General features: G+C 74.8%; 17 protein-coding genes. 11 read left to right on the top strand and 6 right to left on the bottom strand.

What is annotated here, in order from left to right:
- Window positions 1-107: 107 nt before the first annotated feature.
- Window positions 108-1,160, top strand: coding sequence for an alpha/beta fold hydrolase (locus tag PV410_RS04755; protein ID WP_500322516.1), 1,053 nt, complete (start codon window positions 108-110; stop codon window positions 1,158-1,160).
- A gap of 55 nt (window positions 1,161-1,215) precedes the next feature.
- Here PV410_RS04755 and PV410_RS04750 read toward each other — a convergent pair whose 3' ends face one another.
- The gene (locus tag PV410_RS04750; protein WP_500322515.1) at window positions 1,216-1,809 is read right to left on the bottom strand and encodes a PepSY domain-containing protein; all 594 of its coding nucleotides are present in this window, start codon (window positions 1,807-1,809) and stop codon (window positions 1,216-1,218) included.
- A 134-nt stretch (window positions 1,810-1,943) separates the two neighbouring features.
- Between PV410_RS04750 and PV410_RS04745 the strand changes: the two genes are divergently transcribed.
- Both PV410_RS04745 and PV410_RS04740 read left to right on the top strand, forming a co-directional pair.
- Window positions 1,944-2,606: a response regulator transcription factor gene (locus PV410_RS04745; RefSeq protein ID WP_499512726.1), complete on the top strand. Its 663-nt coding sequence runs from the start codon at window positions 1,944-1,946 to the stop codon at window positions 2,604-2,606.
- Window positions 2,603-4,219 (top strand): sensor histidine kinase, encoded by a 1,617-nt coding sequence (locus PV410_RS04740; RefSeq protein ID WP_500322513.1) that lies wholly within the window; start codon window positions 2,603-2,605, stop codon window positions 4,217-4,219. Before PV410_RS04745 ends, PV410_RS04740 begins: the two co-directional genes overlap by 4 nt.
- Before the next feature lie 39 nt (window positions 4,220-4,258).
- Here PV410_RS04740 and PV410_RS04735 read toward each other — a convergent pair whose 3' ends face one another.
- Together PV410_RS04735 and PV410_RS04730 are read right to left on the bottom strand one after the other, a co-directional pair.
- Window positions 4,259-4,669 (bottom strand): ester cyclase, encoded by a 411-nt coding sequence (locus tag PV410_RS04735; protein ID WP_500322512.1) that lies wholly within the window; start codon window positions 4,667-4,669, stop codon window positions 4,259-4,261.
- 117 nt (window positions 4,670-4,786) lie between these two features.
- Window positions 4,787-6,460, bottom strand: a complete 1,674-nt coding sequence (locus PV410_RS04730) for an LCP family protein (RefSeq protein WP_500322511.1) — start codon at window positions 6,458-6,460, stop codon at window positions 4,787-4,789.
- A 235-nt stretch (window positions 6,461-6,695) separates the two neighbouring features.
- Here PV410_RS04730 and PV410_RS04725 point away from each other — a divergent pair, with 235 nt between their 5' ends.
- Window positions 6,696-8,471 carry an alkaline phosphatase family protein gene (locus PV410_RS04725; protein ID WP_500322510.1) on the top strand — a complete coding sequence of 592 codons (1,776 nt, stop codon included), beginning with the start codon at window positions 6,696-6,698 and terminating at the stop codon, window positions 8,469-8,471.
- A gap of 58 nt (window positions 8,472-8,529) precedes the next feature.
- On the opposite strand, the gene PV410_RS04720 is transcribed toward PV410_RS04725, so the two are convergent.
- Window positions 8,530-9,396, bottom strand: coding sequence for an alpha/beta fold hydrolase (locus tag PV410_RS04720; RefSeq protein ID WP_500322508.1), 867 nt, complete (start codon window positions 9,394-9,396; stop codon window positions 8,530-8,532).
- A 113-nt stretch (window positions 9,397-9,509) separates the two neighbouring features.
- Between PV410_RS04720 and PV410_RS04715 the strand changes: the two genes are divergently transcribed.
- The gene (locus PV410_RS04715) at window positions 9,510-10,475 is read left to right on the top strand and encodes a DUF1152 domain-containing protein (RefSeq protein WP_500322506.1); all 966 of its coding nucleotides are present in this window, start codon (window positions 9,510-9,512) and stop codon (window positions 10,473-10,475) included.
- Between the two features lie 24 nt (window positions 10,476-10,499).
- Here the strand turns inward: PV410_RS04715 and PV410_RS04710 are convergent, their stop codons facing one another.
- Both PV410_RS04710 and PV410_RS04705 read right to left on the bottom strand, forming a co-directional pair.
- Entirely contained in the window at window positions 10,500-11,429 is a 930-nt protein-coding gene (locus tag PV410_RS04710; protein ID WP_500322504.1) for an SDR family NAD(P)-dependent oxidoreductase, read from the bottom strand.
- 85 nt (window positions 11,430-11,514) lie between these two features.
- Window positions 11,515-12,729, bottom strand: coding sequence for a L,D-transpeptidase (locus PV410_RS04705; RefSeq protein ID WP_500322502.1), 1,215 nt, complete (start codon window positions 12,727-12,729; stop codon window positions 11,515-11,517).
- A gap of 215 nt (window positions 12,730-12,944) precedes the next feature.
- Here PV410_RS04705 and PV410_RS04700 point away from each other — a divergent pair, with 215 nt between their 5' ends.
- The 6 genes from PV410_RS04700 (at window position 12,945) to PV410_RS04675 (ending at window position 21,052) form a co-directional block, all read left to right on the top strand.
- Window positions 12,945-14,141 (top strand): lipid II:glycine glycyltransferase FemX, encoded by a 1,197-nt coding sequence (locus PV410_RS04700; protein WP_500322501.1) that lies wholly within the window; start codon window positions 12,945-12,947, stop codon window positions 14,139-14,141.
- Complete coding sequence (gene murJ / locus PV410_RS04695) at window positions 14,138-15,817, top strand: murein biosynthesis integral membrane protein MurJ (protein ID WP_500322500.1); 1,680 nt, start codon at window positions 14,138-14,140, stop codon at window positions 15,815-15,817. The genes PV410_RS04700 and murJ overlap by 4 nt, the downstream gene beginning before the upstream one ends.
- A 17-nt stretch (window positions 15,818-15,834) precedes the next feature.
- A complete protein-coding gene (locus PV410_RS04690; protein ID WP_499512737.1) occupies window positions 15,835-16,515 on the top strand; it encodes an MtrA family response regulator transcription factor in 681 nt (226 codons plus the stop codon).
- A gap of 7 nt (window positions 16,516-16,522) precedes the next feature.
- A complete protein-coding gene (locus PV410_RS04685) occupies window positions 16,523-17,992 on the top strand; it encodes an ATP-binding protein (RefSeq protein ID WP_500322499.1) in 1,470 nt (489 codons plus the stop codon).
- The gene (locus PV410_RS04680) at window positions 17,989-18,513 is read left to right on the top strand and encodes a GerMN domain-containing protein (RefSeq protein WP_500322498.1); all 525 of its coding nucleotides are present in this window, start codon (window positions 17,989-17,991) and stop codon (window positions 18,511-18,513) included. Before PV410_RS04685 ends, PV410_RS04680 begins: the two co-directional genes overlap by 4 nt.
- 112 nt (window positions 18,514-18,625) lie before the next feature.
- The gene (locus PV410_RS04675; RefSeq protein WP_500322497.1) at window positions 18,626-21,052 is read left to right on the top strand and encodes a SpoIIE family protein phosphatase; all 2,427 of its coding nucleotides are present in this window, start codon (window positions 18,626-18,628) and stop codon (window positions 21,050-21,052) included.
- Window positions 21,053-21,093 lie beyond the last annotated feature (41 nt).

The following is a 21,093-nucleotide window of genomic DNA, read 5'->3' as shown; positions in this document are numbered from 1 at the left end:
GGACCTGTGCCATGGGGATGACATTTGCCGGTCCGGTGACGCGGACGGCGGCGCACGGGGCATGGGCTACCTCAGTGCCCGCGCCCGCATCCCACGGAAGGCCTCGGATGATCGACAGGCGGACCTTCGGCACGATCGTCGGCACGGGAGCGGTCGCGGCCACACTGGCCGGGCTCGCTTCGGGGTGCGCGACGACCGGACCGGACGAGAACAAGCCGGCGCCGCCCAGGGCCCCCGGCAAGGAACGGCCCGGCGACGCCCCGGCGTTCGGCCCGCTGAAGCAGGTGGAGGCCGGGGTGCTGGACGTCGGCTACGCCGAGGCGGGACCGGCCGACGGTCCCGCCGTGATCCTGCTCCACGGCTGGCCGTACGACATCCACAGCTACGTCGCCGTCGCACCGCTGCTGGCGGCGAAGGGCTACCGAGTGGTCGTCCCCTACCTGCGCGGCCACGGGACGACCCGCTTCCTGTCCCGCTCGACCCCGCGGGACGCCCAGCAGGCGGTGTTCGCCCTGGACATCGTGGCGCTCATGGACGCGCTGGGGATCAAGAAGGCGGTCCTGGCCGGCTTCGACTGGGGGTCGCGGACCGCGGACATCATCGCGGCGCTGTGGCCGGAGCGGGTCGAGGGGCTGGTCTCGGTGACCGGCTACCTGATCACCAACCGCGAGGCGAACAAGCAGCCGCTGCCGCCGAAGTCGGAATGGGCCTGGTGGTACCAGTACTACTTCGCCACGGAGCGGGGCCGTAAGGGGCTGGAGCGCTACCGGCACGACCTGGGCCGGCTCGTCTGGAAGTTCAACTCCCCGACCTGGGGCTTCGACGACGCCACGTTCGACCGCACCGCGGCGGCCTTCGACAACCCGGACTACGTCCCCATCGTCATCGGCAACTACCGCTGGCGGCTCGGGCTGACCGAGGGCGACCCGCGGTACGACGACATCGAGGCGCGGCTCGCCCGCGGGCCCGTCGTCACCGTGCCCACGATCACCCTCGACGGGGCGGTCGATCCGTTCACGCCGCCGGGCAACGGCTCCTCCTACCGGGCCAAGTTCACCGGGAAGTACGCGCACCGCACGCTGCAGGGCATCGGGCACAACGTGCCGCAGGAGGCACCCGCGGCCTTCGCCCAGGCCGTGGTGGACGTCGGGCGGCTCTGAGGGGTCCGGGGGGCGCCTGTGGCCGGGCGCGGGGGGCCCGGCCACGCGGGGGACGTCAGTGGTCGTCGCCGCCGCGGCCACGGCCCCGGCCGTGGCCCCCGCCGTGGTCGTCACCGGAGCGGTCGCCGTCCCGCACGCGGTCGCCGCCGTGGTCGTCTCCCGGGGGGTCGTCGCTGCCGGCGCGGCCGCCACCGTGGTCGTCGTACCCGGGCCGCGTCGTCGCCGGTGCGGGCGAGGCGGTGCGGGACGCGTCACCGGAGCGTGTGCGGCCGCGGTGCCGGTCGTCCTCCGTGACCCGGCCCGTCTGCGCGTCCACGTGCAGCTCGTGCACGACCCCGGCCGCGTCCGTCACGTACACCTCCCAGTAGCCGCGGTGACGGTCGTCCGGCTCGATCTTCGTGACGGTGCCCGGCGTGTGGGCGACCGCGGCGGCCGCGGCCCGGCTCGCCGTGATGCCCGGGGAGCCGTGGTCGTCGCCCGCGTCGTGTCCCGGGGTCGCCCCGGGCGTGGCGGCCGAGGACACCGTGCCGCGCGCGTCGTCGCGCCCGCCGTCGTGGCCGCCGTCGTGGCCGCCGGTGGCGAACGCCGTGTAGCCCCCGGCGACGAGGACCGCGGCCGCGATGGCCGCGACGGTCGTGTTGCGCTTCATGAGGAGCCCTTCCGACCGGGCCGTACCCGGTCTGTGTCAGGTCTGTTCCGTGACCTCAATGTCGGCGGTACAGGCTGAAGGCAGCCTGAAACCAGCTGAAGATCTCTTCAGGTTGATTTGGGAGGCTGGACCCCATGCGTGTGCTCATCGTGGAGGACGAGAGACGGCTCGCGGTCTCGCTGGCCAGGGGGCTGACGGCCGAGGGCTTCGCCGTGGACGTCGTGCACGACGGGCTCGAAGGCCTGCACCGGGCGGGGGAGGGCGTCCACGACCTCGTCGTGCTGGACATCATGCTGCCCGGCATGAACGGCTACCGTGTCTGCGCCGCACTGCGCGAGGCGGGCAACGAGGTCCCCATCCTGATGCTCACGGCCAAGGACGGCGAGTACGACGAGGCGGAGGGCCTCGACACCGGCGCCGACGACTACCTGACCAAGCCGTTCTCGTACGTCGTGCTGGTGGCCCGGGTCAAGGCGCTGCTGCGGCGCCGGGGTTCGGCGGGGGCCTCGCCCGTGCTGCGGCTGGGCACCCTCGTGCTGGACACCGCCGCCCGCCGGGTCTTCCGCAACGACAGCGAAGTGACGCTGACCGCGAAGGAGTTCGCCGTGCTGGAGCAGCTCGCGGTGCGGGCCGGGCAGGTGGTCGGCAAGTCCCGCATCCTGGAGCACGTCTGGGACTTCGCGTACGACGGCGACCCCAACATCGTCGAGGTGTACATCAGCACCCTGCGCCGCAAGCTCGGCGCGGACCTCATCCAGACGGTGCGCGGCGCCGGTTACCGGCTGGCCTCGGCATGAGACGCCCCCGCCCCCTCGGCACCGTCCAGGCCAAGATGTCGCTCGGCGCCACGCTCGTGGTCGCGGTCGCGCTGGTGGCCGCCGGGGTGGCCGTGCTGCTCTCGCTGCGCGCCAACCTCACGGGCCAGGCGCAGAGCCAGGCCGACGACACGGCCCGCAGGATCGCCCTCGACGTCGCCAGCCGCGGGGTGGGCACGGACCGCTACGCCCGGCTCCAGCTCCCCGAGGGCGTGCCGGTGCAGGTGACCACCGAGGACGGGCGGCTGCTGGCGGTGAGCAGGGGCCTGGAGCGGATCAGCGGCACCGGGGTCGGCGCCGTCCGGGCCGTCCGCGGGCCCGCCGCCACACCCACACCCTCGCCCACCCCCACGCCCACCCCTTCCGCGGTGCCGAACCGCACCGCGGAGAGCGGCGACGACCACGGGGGCGGCGGCAAGGACGACGGCGGCCACGGGCGCGGCCGGGGCCGGGGCGGCCGGGACGACGCGACGCGCGGCGGCGAGGACGACGACCGGCACGGCGGCAGCGCCACACCCTCGCCCGCCGCGGGCGACGACCCGGTGGTCGGCCACATCGGCCGGACGGTCGTGCACGGCACGGGACGGGCCACGCTGGACGGCCGGACCGCCGGCTACCGGTTCGCGACGATCAAGGCCACCGACCTCGCCGGGCAGACCGTCCTCATCCACGCGGGCACCTCGCTGGCGGCCCGCGAGAGCGCCGTGAACACCGCGGCGGCGGCCATGCTGGCGGGACTGCCCCTGCTGCTGCTGGTGGTCGGCGGCGCGACCTGGCGGGTCACCCGCCGCGCGCTCGCTCCGGTGGAGGGCATCCGGCGCGAGATGGCCGCGATCACGGCCTCCGAGGACCTCTCGCGGCGTGTGCCGGAGCCGGCCGCCCGCGACGAGGTGGCCCGGCTGGCGCGCACCACCAACGAGACCCTCACCGCGCTGGAGGCCGCGGTCGAGCGGCAGCGCCGCTTCGTCGCCGACGCCTCGCACGAACTGCGCAGCCCGATCGCCTCGTTGCGCACGCAGCTGGAGGTCGGCTCGGCCCATCCGCACCTGCTCGACGTACCGGGTGCCGTCAAGGACACCGAGCGGCTGCAGCAACTGGCGGGGGACCTGCTGCTGCTCGCCCGGCTCGACGCGGGCGAACGGCCCGCGCGGCGGCGGGTCGACCTGGGCGAACTCGTCGGCGAGGAGGTCCGCAGGCGGCCCGCCGACCGGGTCCCGGTGACCGTCGACGTCGAACCGCGGCGGGACGTGGCGGGCTCACGCGGCCAGTTGGCCCGGGTCGTGGGCAACCTCGTGGACAACGCCCAGCGCCACGCGCGCGCCGAGGTGACCGTGACCGTACGCCTGCGGGACGGCCTGGTCGTCCTCGCGGTGGGCGACGACGGCGACGGCGTCCCGCCCGCCGAGCGCGAGCGGATCTTCGAGCGCTTCGTCCGGCTCGACGACGCCCGCAGCCGCGACGAGGGCGGTGCGGGTCTCGGCCTGGCCATCGCGCGCGACGTCGCCCACCGCCACGACGGCTCGCTCACCGTCGGCACCGCCCCGGCGGGCGGTGCCCTCTTCGAACTCCGCCTGCCGGCGGCGGCCGCGGACTGACCGGCTCCGGGAGGGGCGGGGCTTGCGCCGGGCGAGGGGTCAGGTGATGACGCCGAGCTGGCGCAGCATGCCGAGTTCGTCGCTGCTCCCCCAGCGCTCGACCATCTTCCCGTCCTCGAACCGGCTGATCTGCATGCCCCGGTAGCTGACGGTCCGCCCCGTGGGGGCGTGGCCCATCAGCTCGCCGAGGTGCGTGCCGGTGATGGTGTACGCGAAGGCGATCTCGTCGTCGGTGGCCATGACGTGCTCGACCTCGACGTGCAGATCGGGGAAGGCCCGCCGCATCGCGCCGAACATCTCCTCGTACCCCTCCGGCCCGGGGCCCTGCCCCGGAGCGGGGTCGTGGTCCACCGAGGCGGACGCGACGTACTCGCCGATCTCGCCGAGGTGGCCGCTGTTCACCGCCGTGCCGAAGCCCTCCAGGACGGAGAGGTTGTCGCTGCGGGACATGCCGCGCTCCTTGCGGTCGCGATCTCGGGCGCCGGGGCGCCCCTTCCTTCCACCGTAGGCGCGGCCCGCCCGGGCGGCCTGCCGGCGGTGCCGGCAGGCCGCCGGCACCGCCGCGGATCAGCCGACGCACGCCTTCTTGTCGGCGTGCGACTGCGGGATGTCGTCCGGGACCGCGTCCGGGTCGGCGAGCGGTTTCCCGGCGCCCAGGTAGTCACCGCCGAGGGTGAGGGTCATGTCCGCGCGGGGTCCGGCGTCGGCCGTCGCGGGGTGCAGGGCGCCGGACGGCAGGCCCATCATCGCGGCCAGGGCCCGGGCCTGGTCCGCCTGGTCGGGACCGTAGGCCAGGGTCGTGCGGTCCTGCTTCCCCCCGGGCGCGTTGCCGCCGTTGGTGGAGTGGGAGACGCCCTCGGTGTTCTGCAGCCACTCCAGGGTGTCCTGCGCCGCGCCCTGGGGGCCGCCGGCGTTGTAGACGACGACGCGGACCTGCGACGGGTCCGCCTTGGCGCCGCGGAGTTTGGAGTCGGCGGCCGCGGGCTTCTTCTTCGCGGCGGTCAGCGAGACGTCGTTCTTGATCGCCTTGAAGAGCGCGGGCGCCTTCGTGTCGTCCACGACGACCGTCGCGTGGAAACCCACCTCGGCCGGGTTGTCGACGACCGGGAGCGTGGTGAAGGTGATGTGTTCGGGGTCGACCCGGTTGAGGTCCTTGGCGAGGTCGGTGAGCTTCCCGACGCCGCCGATGCCGGTGTCCACCGTGAGCGACTTGGTGGCGGCGTTCGCCAGCTGGAAGAGCTTGCCGGGGTCGGTGAGGGTGTCACCGGACTTCATCTGACGGATCATCGACGCCAGGAACTGCTTCTGCAGGTCGATGCGGTCCAGGTCGCTGCCGTTCTTCAGCGAGTGCCGGGTCCTGACGAAGGCCAGGGCCTGCTCGCCCTGGACCTTGTGCGGTCCCGCGGACAGGTTCAGGTGCGAACCCTCCCCCTCGTCGGTCGTGTCGTGGATGGGGTGGGTGAGACAGACCGGCACCCCGCCGACCGCGGTGGACAGGGTCTTCACGGCCTCGAAGTTGACCAGCACGAAGTGGTCGATCGGCAGGCCGGTGATCTTCGTGACGGTCCGCATGGTGCAGCCCGGGTCGCGGCCGTCCTGGCCCAGGCTCTGGTTGAAGCGCGGGTTGGTCCCGGCCTTGGGGGTGCCGGGGATGGTCTTGGTGGAGCCGTCCTTCTGCTTGGTCGGGCAGTCCGGGATGCCGGTGACCATGTCGCGCGGGATGCTCATCGCGGTCGCGTTCGACCGGTCCTTCGCCACGTGGAAGAGGATCGTGGTGTCCGCGTGGCCGACGCTGCCGGCGTCCCCGTACTTCGCGCCCAGGCCTTCGCGGCTGTCGGTGCCGATGACCAGGATGTTCACCGCGTCCTTGCTGGTCGCTTGCTTGCTGCCCGCCGTGCCGACGTCCACGGTGGCGATGTTGCCGTCGAGATGCCGGTACAGGAGGTAGGCCCCCGCGCTGCCCGCGAGCACCAGGAAACCGAGCGTGCCCGCGGTCCACATCAGCACCTTGCGCTTCGTGGACCGCTTGGCCTTGCGGGACGTCGCGGTCCCCGCGCGGCGGCCGCCGCGCGGTGCCGGGACGGGCCGCTGCTCCTCGCGGCGTGCCCGCCGCCCGCCCTGCCGGGGCACCGTGGGCGCCGGTGGGGCGTCGGAATCCAGCCGCAGCCGGTAGGAACCGGTCTCCGGGTCGAGGACCCACTGGTCCGCGGGGTCGATGTCGCTGCCGTCGTGCCTGTCCACGGTCGTACGGGGCCTCCGTCCACACCCCGGCCGGCCCGGGGCATCCGTTCAGACATACGAATGCCGCACATGGTTGCCCCCGGGGCGGTCAACTCCCGCTGCGGGACGGGGGACCAAGGCACTTCCGTGGGGGTTGAACCCGTGCCGCCGCCGGGCCGTACCAGTGGCGGCGGTCCCGACACCCGCGCCTGGCCCGCCGTGCCGTCACCGCACTTCACAGGGAAGGACCTTCGGGGTGTCGCTCTTCACGCGCTCTCACCGGCCGGGCACGACGGAGGACGGACCGGCGGTGGAGGGCGACCCGCCGGACGACGGACCACCCGCGGACGGGGGCGGCGCCCCCGGCGGCGGCACCCCCGCGCGCACCGGATGGCGGGAGCGACGTCCCGCGGCGGCCCGGGCGCTGCGCGCGGGGACGACGGCGCTGGCCGCGGTGGTCGTCCTGGCCGCGCTCGTCCTGCCGGACCGGCTCTCCTCCATGGGGCCGGGACACTTCGTCCGGCTGCCCGTGGAGGGGCTGCTCGGGGCGGTGCTTCTGATCGCCCTGCCGCGGCGCGCCCGAAGACCGGTGGCCGTGCTCATCGGCCTGGGCCTGGGCCTGCTGCTCCTGCTGAAGTTCCTCGACATGGGCTTCTACGAGGTGTTCGCCCGGCGCTTCGACCCGGTCTTCGACTGGAGCCTGCTCGCCGACGGCGAGGGGTACCTGACGGCCACCTCCGGCCGGGCGTACGCCGTCGCAGCGGCGGTCGGGGTGGCGTTCCTCGTCCTCCTGGTACCGGCCCTGACGATCCTGTCGGCGGTCCGGCTGGGCCGGCTCGTGGACCGCGACGGCCGGGGGGCGGCCCGGGCCGCCCTCGTGCTCGGCACCGTCTGGGTGCTCTGCGCGGCGCTGGGGCTGGAGACGGGCGACGCGCCGGTCGCCTCGCGGGAGTCGTCGGCCTTCGTCCGGGAACGCGCGGACGACGTCCGGGCCTCGCTGCGGGACCGCGAGGAGTTCGCCGAGGCGGCGGCGCACGACGCCTTCGCCGGCACCCCCGGTGACCGGATGCTGACCGCGCTCCGCGGCAAGGACGTCATCTTCGCCTTCGTCGAGAGCTACGGCCGCAGCGCCGTCGAGGACCCCAGGATCGCGCCCGGGGTCGACGCGGCGCTGGCGGACGGGACCCGCAGGCTGCAGGCCGCCGGGTTCTCCTCCCGGAGCGGCTGGCTGACCTCACCCACGTACGGCGGAGGGAGCTGGTTCGCCCACTCCACCTTCCTGTCCGGCCTGTGGGTGCCCCACCAGCAGCGCTACCGCTCGGTCGTCACGAGCGACCGGCTGACGCTGACGGACGCCTTCAAGCGCACCGGCGCCTGGCGCACGGTCGGCATCATGCCGGGGGTCACGGCCTCCTGGCCGGAGGGGGCGTTCTACGGCCTGGACCACGTCTACGACTCCCGGGACCTCGGCTACCAGGGCCCGAAGTTCAGCTGGGCGCCGGTACCCGACCAGTACAGCCTGTCGGCCTTCCAGCGGCTGGAGCACGGCGAGCCGCACGACAAGCCGCTGATGACGGAGATCATCCTGGTGTCGAGCCACCGCCCCTGGGCGCCCATCCCCGAGATGATCGACTGGGACCGGGTGGGCGACGGCTCGGTCTACGACGGGATCAGCGAGCAGGGCAAGGACCCGGCCGAGGTGTGGAAGGACCGCTCCAGCATCCGCACCGAGTACGGCAACTCCATCCAGTACTCCGTGAACAGCCTGGTCCAGTACGTGGCGAAGTACGGCACCAAGGACACCGTGCTCGTCTTCCTCGGCGACCACCAGCCCTCCCCCGTCGTCACCGGCAGCGACGCGACCAGCGACGTTCCCGTCGCGATCGTCGCGTACGACAAGGCGGTGCTGGACCGGACGGACGGCTGGGGCTGGTCCGACGGGCTGCAGCCCGCGCACGACGCCCCGGTCTGGCGGATGGACACCTTCCGCGACCGCTTCCTCACCGCGTACGGGTCCCGGCCCTCCCCCTGACCGCCCTCCCGTACGCACCCGGCGCCGTCCACAGCCTGTGGACGGCGCCGGCGCGCGCTCAGCCGCGCCGGGACCGCTCGGCGAGCCAGTCCAGCGCGGCGGCGGCGGAGCCGAGCACCGAGATGTGCCCCTCGCCGGGCCGCAGCCACAGCGCCGCGGCCGGGCACCGCCGGGACAGCCACACGCCGTGCCCGGCGGGCACCATGCGGTCCGCCTCGCCGTGCAGGACCAGGACGGGCGCGGCGGCCCGCGCCGGGTCGAAGCCCCACGGCGCCACATAGGCGAGGTCGTCGTCGACCATGCCGCCCTGGTCGCTCTCGATCCCCTTGCCCGCGACGTCACCCAGCCATCCCCACGCACCCGCCAGCGCGGCGTGGTCCCCGGGGGTGAACAGCTCGGGGTCGAAGTCGCCGGAGGCCAGCTGCGCCTCGAGCGCCGCCCGCCCCCGGACCGCCGCGCCGAGTTCCGCCGCGCCGGACGGCCCCATCCCGGCGAACCAGTCGAGCCCCTCCGCACCGAACGGCGCCAGGCCGGACCCGCTGACCACCGCCAGGACGCGGTCCGGCAGCAGGGCCGCGCAGGCCAGCGCGTGCGGGCCGCCGCCGGAGTGGCCCATGACCGCGAAGCGGCCGATGCCCAGGGCGTCGGCGACGGCCGCCGCGTCACCGGCGGCCGAGGCGACGTCCCGGCCCGGGCGGGGCGTCGAACCTCCGTATCCCGGGCGGTCGTAGCCCACCCACCGGATGCCGTGCCCGGCGGCCGCCGCGAAGAGCGGCTCGGGGGGCGTGCCGATGTTGGGCGTGCCGTGATGCCACAGGACGGCCAGCTCCGCGCCGTCCTCCCGGCCGCCCGGTCCGACCGGCCCGGTGTCGTACACGTGCAGCGTCCGCCCGTCGGCGAGTGCGATATCCGTCTCCGTCACCATCCGGCCGAGTCTAGGGGCGGGCACCGACACGGCCCCGGGATCGGCGGGCCAACGCCCGCCCCGGGAGCGGAAACCCACTGTCCCGGCGCACGGCCCGCTGCTACCGTCCCCCGGTGTTCTCCCTCCTCGAACCCGCCCTGTTCACCCGGCTGCGCGACGCGCGGCGGGTCCTCGTCGCCGGGGCCGGCGGCGGCTTCGACGTCTACGCCGGGCTGCCGATCGCGCTCGCGCTGCGCGAGGCGGGCAAGGAGGTGCACCTGGCCAACCTCTCCTTCGCGGACCTGTACGGCCTGGACCCAGGCGTCTGGCTGGACCACGACGTCGCCGCCGTGCGCCCCTCGACGGCCGCGCGCGGCGACTACTTCCCCGAACGGACCCTCGCCCGCTGGCTGGAGTCGCAGGGCCTGCCCTCGACCGTGTACGCGCTGTGCCGCGCGGGCGTCGAACCGCTGCGCGCCGCGTACCGGGCGCTGATCGGCCACCTCGGCGGGGTCGACGCGATCGTGCTGGTGGACGGCGGCACCGACATCCTCATGCGCGGCGACGAGAGCGGACTCGGCACACCGGAGGAGGACATGGCCAGCCTCGCCGCGGTGGGCGGGCTCACCGGCGTCCCGCAGCGGCTGGTGGCCTGCCTCGGCTTCGGCGTCGACGCGTACCACGGGGTGAACCACTCCCTGGTGCTGGAGAACCTGGCGGCCCTGGAGCGGGACGGGGCGTACCTCGGCGCGTTCTCACTGCCCCGCGACAGCCGTGAGGGGCGGCTCTACCTCGCGGCGGTCGCGCACGCCCAGGAGGCGACCCCGGACCACCCGAGCATCGTCCACGGTTCGGTCGCGGCCGCGGTGCGCGGCGACTTCGGGAACGTGCGGTTCACCGAGCGCACCCGGCACAGCGAACTGTTCGTCAACCCGCTGATGGCGGTCTACTTCTGCGTGGACGCGGTCGGCCTGGCCGCCCGCAACCTCTACCTCGACCGGCTGGAGGGGACGCAGCTCACCCGGCAGATCAGCTCGGTCGTCGAGGAGTTCCGCGACGAACTGCCGCGCCAACGGCCGCCGCGGACCTTCCCGCACTGACCGTCCCCGCCTCGCCGGTGGCGGTCAGCCGCGCACGTCCGCCGCGAGGGCGTCCAGGGACACCTGCCACAGCAGCGCGGCCGCGTCCGGGTCCAGCGCGTGGTCGGCGACTCCGCCGGACGTCCCGGGGATGTGGCGGTGCGCCTCGGCGCAGTCCTCGAAGTAACGCCCCCCGACGCACTCCAGCCGGGGCGCGGTGGCGACGAACACGACGGTGGCGGCCCCCTGTTGCGGGGTCTTGAAGGTGTGACCGCCGGACGCGGCGGCGGCGTCCAGGGCCTCGCGGGTGAGGTGCCGCGACAGGTTGGTGCCCAGGACCGCCCCCGGGTGGACGGCGTTGACGGTCACACCGTCCGCGGCCCAGCGCCGGCTGGCCTCCACCGCGAAGAGGACGTTGGCCGTCTTGGACTGGGCGTAGGCGAGGCCGGCGTCGTACGGGCGGACCCGGAAGTGGAGGTCGTCGAAGTGCACGGGGCTGCGCAGGTGGGCGACCGAACTGAGGGAGACCACGCGGGCGCGGCCCGCCGCGGCCAGGGCAGGGCGCAGGCGGATGGTGAGCGCGAAGTGCCCGAGGTGGTTGGTCGCGAACTGCAGCTCCCAGCCCTCGGGCGTGCGCGTCTGCGGGGTCATCATCACCCCGGCGTTGTTGACGAGGACGTCCAGGGGGCCGTGCCAGGCGGCGGCGAAGGCCGCCACCGAGCGCTGGTCCGCGAGGTCGAGGGGGGCGACCAGGACCCGCCCGCCGCCGCCCGCGACCGCCGCGGCCGCCCGTTCGCCGGCGGCGGTGTCCCGTACCGCGAGGGTGACCTCGGCACCGGCGCCGGCCAGGGCACGGGCGGTCTCCAGGCCGATGCCGGAGGCCGCGCCGGTGACGACGGCGCGGCGGCCGGTGAGGTCGATGCCGCCGGCGACCTCGGCGGCGGTGGACTGTGCGGTGAAGCCGGAGCCGGTCATGGCGCTGCCTTCCTCTCGGCGGTGCGGTGGTGCCACCCCTTCCAGGCAACCACCGCGGGCCGTCCCCGGCGCCCCCGGACGCGGGTCAGTGCAGCGCGCTCTTCTCCTGCCACCGGTCCCAGTCCACGTTCCAGTCGCCGAAGCCGTTGTTCGGCGCGACCGTGCCCTTGGCCTCCGACCCCGTGATCTCGAAGGGGTCGCCGACCCGGACCTGGGAGTACAGCCAGTCCGCGTCGGCGTCGCTCATCCCGACGCAGCCGTGGCTGCGGTTGGCCCGGCCGAAGAACGCGGCGTTCCAGGGGGCGGCGTGCGCGTACATCCCGGACCAGGTCAGCCGGATCGAGTCCTCGACCGTCTCGTCGTAGGCGTCGCCGAGGCCGACGGTCTCGGAGTTCATCCGGACCGTGCCCTCCTTCGCCAGCACCACCGCCGTACCGCGCCACGAACCGGTGTCCGGGCCGGGGGTACCGCCGGAGACCGGGACCGTGCGGACCGTCCGGCCGTCGCGCTGCAGGGTGAGCCGCTTGCGGTCGAGGTCGACCTTGACCACCTGCCGGGCGCCGACGGTGAAGGAGGCCCGGTAGTCGCGGACGAACCAGCCGCCGCCCGGTCCGGAGTCGGTGCCGTCCAGGCGGGCATCCAGGGTGACCTCGGTGCCCGGCCGCCAGTACTGCCTGGGCCGCCAGTCCACGCGGTCCCGGCCGGAGTAGTCCTTCAGCCAGCCCCAGGAGCCCTCGGTGCCGTCGGAGGTGGTCACCTTGAGCTGCTTCTCCACGGCGGCCTTGTCGGTCACCGGGTTGTCGAAGACGAGGGAGACCGGCTGGGCCACGCCGACCGTGGTGCCGTCGCCGGGCCGCCAGTCCACCTTGTTGACCTTTCCCGCGGCGGCCGTGGTGAAGCTGGACTCGCTGGTGCCGGTGGTCCCGCCCGGGGTGCGGGTCACAGCCTCGACGGTGTACGAGGCGCCGGGCACGACGTTGCGGTCCGAGGTCCAGGTGCGGCGGTCCGCGGACAGGGTGCCGGTCACGCCCTTGCCGTGCGGCCCGGCGACGGTGACCGTCGTGAGGGTGCCGCCCTCGGCGGTGACCCGGACGGGCTCGCCGGCCCGGACCCGCCCCCCGTGCGGGGTGACGGTGACGGTCGCCGCCCGCTCCTTCGGCGGCCCCGCGTCGCCGGCCGCGTGCGTCACCGCCGGGGCACTGCCCGAACAGGCGGTCAGCACGGCGGACAGCAGGGCGGCCGCGACGGCGGCGGTGCGCAGGCGGGGCCGGCGTATCGGGCCCACACGTTTCCGGGACAACGGAGACCTCCGGGAAGGACGGGGAGAGCACGGCCGGGAAACGGCCGGACCCCGGGGACTCTAGGCCGCGGAAAGCGCTGGTGGAGCGCCTGGGAGCCGTATGACGGCAGCTGGTGAGAAACGGTCATGGTCCGGTCACATTCGCCGCTCGGGGCGGTCACGAAGGGCTGTGAGCCTTCCTGTGTTACCACCCGACCACACCTCAGGGAGGCGCAGTGTCGGCACTGCTCGTGACGGCGGGCTGCGGCCCCCGGCAGGCCTGGCTCGGACCGGTCAGCGCGGAGACGTACCGCTCGTTCCTGGCGTCCCGGACCGGGTCGGCGCTCGGTCCGAGCTTCCTCCAGCACCCGTCGTGGGCACTGGTGAAGCCGGGGTGGCGGCCCCGGTTCCTCGGCTGGGGCGCCGGGGACGGCGCCGGGCGCGGCGAACTGCGCGGGGGCGCGCTGGTGCTGCTGCGGCAGTTCCCCGGGACGCGGAAGTCCTTCGCCTACCTGCCCGAGGGGCCGGTCGCCGACTGGGCCGACCCGGACGTCGACGCCTGGCTGACGCCGCTCCTGCGCCACTTGCGCGGACTCGGGGCCTTCGCCGTGCGCATCGGCCCCTCGCCCGCCCACCGCCGCTGGGACGCCGCCGCGCTGAAGGGCGCGACCGGCCTCGGCCGCCGCTTGTCCGACGTCCTGGCGTGCGAGGTCGACCCGCTCGGCACGGTCGTGGCCGAGCGGCTGCGGGCCCGCGGCTGGCGGCGCTGCGGCGGCGACGGCCCGGACGGCGGCGGGGACGCGGACGCCCAGCCCCGCCACGTCTTCCGGGTCCCGCTGGCCGGCCGCAGCGCCGACGACCTGTGGTCGGGACTCAACCAGGAGTGGCGCCGCAACATACGGCGGGCGGGGAGGTCGGGCGTCGAGGTGACCGTGGGCGGCGCGGCGGACCTCCCCGAGTTCTTCCGGCTGCTGCGGATCACCGAGGAGCGCGACGGCTTCCGGCTGGGCCGCTCGCTGGAGTACTACCAGCGCCAGTACGCGGCCCTCAACGCCGAGCAGCCGGGCCGGATGAAGCTCTACCTCGCCCGCCACCAGGGCGAGGTGCTCGCCGCCCACACCCTGATCACCGTGGGCCGGCGGGTCTGGTACCAGACGGGGGCCTCGGCGGACCACCGCCGCGAGGTCCGCCCCTCCAACGCCCTGCAGTGGCGGATGCTGCGGGACGCCCACGAACAGGGCGCACTGGAGTACGACATGCGCGGGGTACCCTCCACACTCGACCCGGAGGACCGGGCGTTCGGCCTCACCCGATGGAAGCTCGGCACCGGCGGGCAGGTCGTCGAGACCCTGGGGGAATGGGAGACGGCCTTGGACGGCACCGCCAACCACACGCTCTACCGGGCGTTCCAGGCCTACATGGCGCGCCGGTGAGCGCCCCCGCGGCGGCCCGCCCGGCCGACGGGCCGGCCGCCCCGGCCGGTGCCCCCGCCGCCGGCTCGGTCCTGCGCAGCGGCGCCGTCATGGCGGCGGGTTCGGTGGTCTCGCGGGCGACCGGCTTCGTACGGTCCGCGACCGTCGCCGCGGCGCTCGGCGTCGGCCTGGCCGCCGACGGCTACTCCGTCGGCAACTCGGTGCCCACGATCGTCTACATGCTGCTGCTGGGCGGCGCCCTCAACGCGGTGTTCGTGCCCGAACTGGTCAGGGCCGCCAAGGAACACGAGGACGGCGGGGCCGCCTACACCGACCGGCTGCTGACCGTGTGCACCGTCGCACTCCTGCTGATCACGACGGCGGCCGTGCTCGCCGCGCCCGCGATCGTGGCCGCGTACACCGGCTACACCGGGGCGCAGGCGGCGACCACGGTGGCCTTCGCGCGCTCCTGCCTGCCGCAGATCCTCTTCCTCGGCCTGTTCACGCTGCTCGGCCAAGTGCTCAACGCCCGCGGCCGGTTCGGCGCGATGATGTGGACGCCCGTCCTCAACAACCTCGTCGTCATCGCCGTCTTCGGCCTCTACCTGGTCACCGCCGGCACCGGCGGCGGGCTGACCGCCGGTGAGACCGCGCTGCTCGGCTGGGGCACCACGGCCGGCATCGCGGTGCAGGCGCTGGCGCTGGTGCCCTCGCTGCGGGCGGCACGCTTCCGCTGGCGGCCGCGGTTCGACTGGCGGGGCAGCGGGCTGGCCCGGCCGCTGCGTTCCGCCGGGTGGCTGGTGCTGCTGGTGCTCACCAACCAGGTCGCCTACTGGGTGGTGACCCGGCTCGCCACGTCCGCGGGACAGCGCGCCGCGGCCCTCGGCATCGACGGCGGCGCCGGCTTCACCGCGTACAACAACGCCTACCTGCTGTGGGCCGTGCCGCACGGCATCGTGACGGTCTCGCTGGTCACCGCCCTGCTGCCGCGGATGAGCGCGGCGGCGGCCGACGGCGACCCGGCGCGGGTGCGCCGCGACGTCGCGTACGCGCTGCGCAGCAGCTCCGCGATGGTGGTGCCCGCCGCGTGCGCGCTGCTGGCGCTCGCGGGACCGGCGATGGCCCTGGTCTTCGAGCACGGCAGGACCGACGCCGCCGACGTCGCGGTCATGGCGAACGCGCTGGTGGCCTTCGCCCCCGGCCTCGTCGCCTTCTCCGGGCAGTACGTGCTGTCGCGCACCTTCTACGCGCTCGGCGACACCCGTACCCCCTTCCTGCTCAACCTGGTGATCTCCGGGCTCAACGCGGGGCTGTCCGTCACCGCCTACCTGCTGCTGCCCGCGCGCTGGGCGGTCACCGGCATGGCGGCGGCGTACTCGGTGGCGCTCTTCGCGGGATGGGCGGTCACCGCGTCCGTGCTGGACCGCAGGCTGGCGGCGCCGGAGGGCGGCCCAGGGCCATGGCGGTCGCCGACCGCGGGCTCGCTGGCCCGGCTGCTGCTCGTCGCGGTGCCCGCCGCCGCCCTGGGCCGGCTCGCGGCCGGCCTCGCCGCGCCACCGGGGCCGCTCGCCGCCGTGGCGGCCGGCGCGGCCGCCGTCGTGCTGGTTTTCGCGGCCGCGGCCCGCCCGCTGCGGCTGACCGAGGTCGAGGCCGCCCGGCGGACCCTGCTCGGCAAACTGCGGCGCGGTGCACGATGAGTTGCGATACTCCGGTCATGCCACGCGTTCTTCTGATCGAAGACGACCCCTCCGTGCGCGAAGGTGTCGAACTGGGCCTGCGCCGTCGCGGTCACGAGGTACGGACGGCCGCGACCGGCGAGGCCGGGCTCGCCGCCGTCGGCGAGTTCCAGCCCGATCTGCTGCTGCTGGACCTGATGCTGCCCGGCATGAACGGCGTCCAGGTCTGCCGCCAGGTGCGCGAGACGAGCCAGTTGCCGATCATCATGCTCACCGCCCGCGGCGACGACTTCGACGTCGTCGTCGGGCTGGAGGCCGGGGCCGACGACTACATCGTCAAACCCGCCCGCACCGAGGTGATCGAGGCCCGCATCCGCGCCGTGCTGCGCCGCATCGAGGAGCCGGGGGGCCGCCCGGCCGTCGAGTTCCACGGCGACCTCGCCGTCGACCGGGCCGGACTCGGCGTCGCCAAGTCCGGGCAGCGGCTGGCGCTCGCGCCCTCCGAGCTGAAGCTGCTGCTGTTCCTGACCGCCGCGCCCGAACAGGTCTTCAGCCGGCAGCAGTTGCTGGAGCACGTGTGGGAGCACAGCTACCACGCGGACGCCCGGCTGGTCGACGCCTGCGTCCGGCGGCTGCGCAACAAGATCGAGGACGTGCCCGGCGACCCCCGCTACATACAGACGCTGCGCGGCTTCGGCTACCGCTTCGGGCCGCTGTGAGCCGCCGGTGATCCGCTGGAGGGCCCGGATCGGGCTGCGCACCCGGCTGGTGCTGGCCTTCCTGCTCGTCGCGGCCGTCAGCGCGGGCACCACCGCCGCCCTCACGTACCGCGAGGCGCGCAACGCCATCCTCGAACAGGCCCAGGACACCGCCGTCTCCTCCTTCCGCGAGCAGGCGGGCACCGTCGGCACCACCCTCCCGATGGACCGCCTGGCCCTCCAGGAGGTGCTGCGCGACATCGCCCGCAAGGGCAAGCCGCACACCTGGGTGGTGTTCGCCGAGTACGGCTCGATGCGGGTCTCCTCCGGCACCAGCCCCGTCTCCACCGTCATCACGCCCGAGCTGCGCCGCGCCGCGCTGGCCAGTCCCCGCGGCGTCTTCCAGCGGGTCGACAAGGACGGCACCCCCTGGCTGACGATGGCCGTGCCGACCGTCTTCAAGACCGGGCTGTCCGCCCGCGCCAGCGGGCTCGTGCTCTACGCCGTGATGCCGCTGACCACGCAGGAGGACGACATCCGGGCGATGCTCACCGCCGCCCGCGACGGATCCCTGCCCGCGCTGCTCATCGCCCTCGTCCCCGCCCTGCTCGCCGCCCGCAGCGTGCTCCGCCCGGTCCGCGACCTGCGCACGGCGGCGCAGCGCATGGGCCGCGGCGAGCTCGACACCCGCATCCCCGTCAAGGGCAGCGACGAACTCGCCGACCTCGCGTACACCTTCAACGACTCGGCGCTGCAACTGGAGCGGACGGTGGACGAGTTGCGCCGCGCCGAGGCCCGGGCCCGCCGTTTCGCCTCCGACGTCTCGCACGAACTGCGCACCCCGCTGGCCGGGATGCTCGCCGTCACCGAGGTGCTCGACGAGGACGCCGACCGGCTCGCGCCGGACACCGCCGCCGCCGTCCGCCTCATCAGCGCCGAGACCGGCAAGCTCGCCGTCCTGGTCGAGGACCTGATCGAGATCTCCCGCTTCGACGCGAAGGCCGCCGAGCTCAACGCCGACGAGGTCGACGTCGCCGAGACCATCCGCAAGACCCTGGCGACCCGGCACTGGACGGATCCCGCGCAGGTCGCCACCGAACTGCCCACGGGCATCCGGGCCCGGCTCGACCCGCGGCGCTTCGACGTCGTGGTCGCCAACCTCGTCGGGAACGCGCTGCGCCACGGCGGCGCCCCCGTCCAGGTGCGGCTGCACACCGAGGCACCCGACGGCGGGCAGGCGCGGTTCGCCGTCGAGGTCTCCGACAGCGGTCCCGGCATCGCCCCGGACGTCCTGCCGCACATCTTCGACCGCTTCTACAAGGCCGACGCGGCCCGCACCCGCTCCTCGGGCAGCGGACTGGGCCTGGCCATCACCCTGGAGAACGTCCGCCTGCACGGCGGCACGGTCCGCGCCGCCAACGGCCCGCACGGCGGCGCCGTCCTCACCGTGCGGATGCCGCTGGGCACTCCCCGTACGGCCGCGGAGGCGGCACCGTGAGACGCAGGCCCGTCCCGGTCCTCCTCCTCACCGCGGCGGCCCTGCTGGCCGGCTGCGGGGTCCCGGGGTCCGGGGTCGTCGAGGCGGGCGGCCCGGCCACCGTCGACGCCTTCCCCGGGACACCGGACCGGCTGACGCTCTTCTTCCTGTCCCCCGAGGGACGCCTGACGCCCGTCCTGCGCGCGACCGAGGACGACGCGCAGGCCCCGCCGGTAGCGGCCGCGAAGGTCCTCACGGCGCTGCTGGACGGCCCCGCCCCCGAGGAGCGCGCGGCGGGACTCGGCACCGGGCTGCCCGCCTCCGCCGGGCCGGTGGACGTCACGTCGTCCCGGGGCACCGTCCGGGTCACGCTTCCGTTCCCCGTGCGGCGCCTGAAGGACGGCGCCGTGCGCCAGGTGGTCTGCACCGCCGCCTACGCCGAGGGCCACGAGGGCACCGCCGAGGTCGTCCTCGCCGGCGGCGACGGCGCCCTCCCGCCCGTACGCTGCGGCGGCGTCGTGCCCGGCGCGGCCTCGCGCTGAACCCGGACGGCGCCGACCTGCGGGCACGCCCCAGGAGCGGTAGAAGTGGAGGAGGGCCCAGGCAGCCGCCTCCCGGAGGGGGCCGGGAGAGGACGGGCGAGAACGGCGACGGATGGCGATGCGAGATTCCAGCCTCGACGACGACTTCGACGGCGGCCTCCGTCCCCGGCCCGAACCGGCCGTACCCGCCACGGCCGTCGTGGACGCCCACGGCATCGTCACCGGCTGGAGCAGCGAGGCCGAGCGGCTGCTCGGGTACGGACACGACGAGGTCGTGGGGCAGCCCGCGGCCCGGCTGCTCGGCTCGGACGCCGCCCGGTCCACCGAGTGGTTCCTCGCGATGCCCTTCGGCTGGGGCGGCAGATCGGTGCTGCGCCGCCGGGACGGGCGCCACCTGGACGTTTCCGTGCGGGTCTACCCGTCGCTGGACGGCCGCGGCCGGCCGCAGCGGCTCGTCGTGGTCTCCCCGGTGGACCGGCGGCACTGGGGAGTGGGGGACAGCGTGGTCGAGGAGGCCTTCGACCAGTCCACCCTGCCCATGGCGATCTTCGACAACGAGCTGCGGACCCTGCGCACCAGCAAGGGCATGCAGCGCGAGACCGGACGCACCGAGGAGCAGATGCGGGGCAGACGCCCCTCGGAGTTCCTGCCCGGCAGCGCGGGCGAGGCCGTCGAGGAGGGCGTGCGGCACGTCCTGGCCACCGGTGCGTCCCACGACCTGCACCTGCGCATCCGCTCACGGACGGCACCGGCGCCACGCACCTGGTCGGTCACGCTCTCCCCGCTCGCCGATCCACTGCGGCGCACCCCCCGCGTCCAGCTCACCGCCGTCGACACCACCGAGCAGTACCTGGCGCGGGAGCGGCTCGCCCTGCTCAACGAGGTCAGCACCCGGATCGGCAGCACGCTGGACGTGGGCCGCACCGCCCAGGAGATGGCCGACGTCGTGGTGGGCAACCTCGCCGACTTCGCGACCGTCGACCTGCTCGACCCGCTGTTCCACGGGGTGGAGCCGAAGGCCGGCGACCCCGGCGTCGCCCTCCGCCGCGCCGCCCAGCAGTCCGTCCTGCCCGGCATGCCCGAGTCGGTGACCGCGACCGGGGAACTGGACCACTACCCTGTGGACTCCCCGCCCGCCCGCTCCCTCGTCACCGGCCGCGCCTCGCTGCACGGCACCGTGGACCGGGCCATCGACGTCTGGGCCGCGGGCGATCCGGGGCGCGCCCGGATGCTGCGGCGGCACGGGATCCACTCGGTGATGGTCATCCCGCTGCGGGCCCGCGGCATCACGCTCGGTGTCGCCGTGCTCGCCCGGCACCGCAGACCCGACCCCTTCGACGAGGACGACCTGCAGGTCGCCGAGGAGATCGGCGCCCGGGCGGCGGTCGCCGTCGACAACGCCCGCCGCTACACCCGCGAACGCACCACCGCCCTGGCCCTCCAACGCAGCCTGCTGCCGCAGCGGCTCGGCCGGCAGGAGGCGGTGGAGGTCGCCTCGCGCTACCTGCCCGCGGGCAGCGGCGCGGGCGTGGGCGGCGACTGGTTCGACGTGATCCCGCTGTCCGGGGCCCGGGTCGCGCTGGTCGCGGGTGACGTGGTCGGCCACGGGCTGCGCGCCTCCGCCACCATGGGACGGCTGCGGACGGCCGTGCGGACCCTCGCCGACGTCGACCTGCCGCCCGACGAACTGCTCGTGCACCTCGACGACCTGGTCGCCCACCTCGCCGGGGAGGAGGTCACCGAGGGCGACGGCGAGAACCTCGTCACCGACCTCGTCGCCACCTGCCTGTACCTGGTCTACGACCCGGTCTCACGGATGTGCACCGCCGCCAGCGCGGGCCACCCCCCGCCGGTGCTCACCGCGCCGGACGGCGGCGCGCACTTCCTCGACCTGCCGCCCGGACCCCCGCTCGGGCTGGGCGGGCTGCCCTTCGAGACCGTCGAGTGCGCACTCGACCCGGACAGCCTCCTCGTGCTCTACACCAACGGCCTCATCGCCACCGCCGACCGGGACGTCGACACGGGCATGGCCGGGCTCCGCCACGCGCTCACCCGGCCCGCCCGCTCCCTGGAGTCCGTCTGCGAGAGCCTGGTGGCCCTCGTCCCCGAACCCCCGGACGACGACGTCGCCCTGGTCGTCGCCCGCACCAAGGTGCTGGACGCCTCCCAGGTCGTCAGCTGGGAGGTGCCCGCCGAGCCCGCTGCGGTGGCCGGCGTCCGCGCCGAGGTCACCCGCCGACTGGCCGAGTGGGGGATGGAGGACATCACGTACACCGCGGAGCTGGTGGTCAGCGAACTCGTCACCAACGCCATCCGGTACGGAACCCCGCCCATCGGGCTGCGCGTCATCCACAACTCCACGCTCATCGTCGAGGTCTCCGACGGCAGCGGCACCGCGCCGCACCTGCGCCGGGCCCGGGTCTTCGACGAGGGCGGCCGCGGACTGCTGCTGGTGGCGCAGGTCACCGAACGCTGGGGGACGCGTCACACCCAGGAGGGCAAGACGATCTGGGCGGAGGTCGCCCTGGCCGACGCCTGAGGACGGCCGGACGCCCGGGGACGGCGGAGGCCCGGGGACGG

Origin of the sequence: Streptomyces sp. PA03-5A (assembly GCF_033792725.1) — a bacterium.
Lineage (GTDB): Bacteria > Actinomycetota > Actinomycetes > Streptomycetales > Streptomycetaceae > Actinacidiphila.
This window is presented reverse-complemented; position numbering and strand designations above follow the sequence as displayed.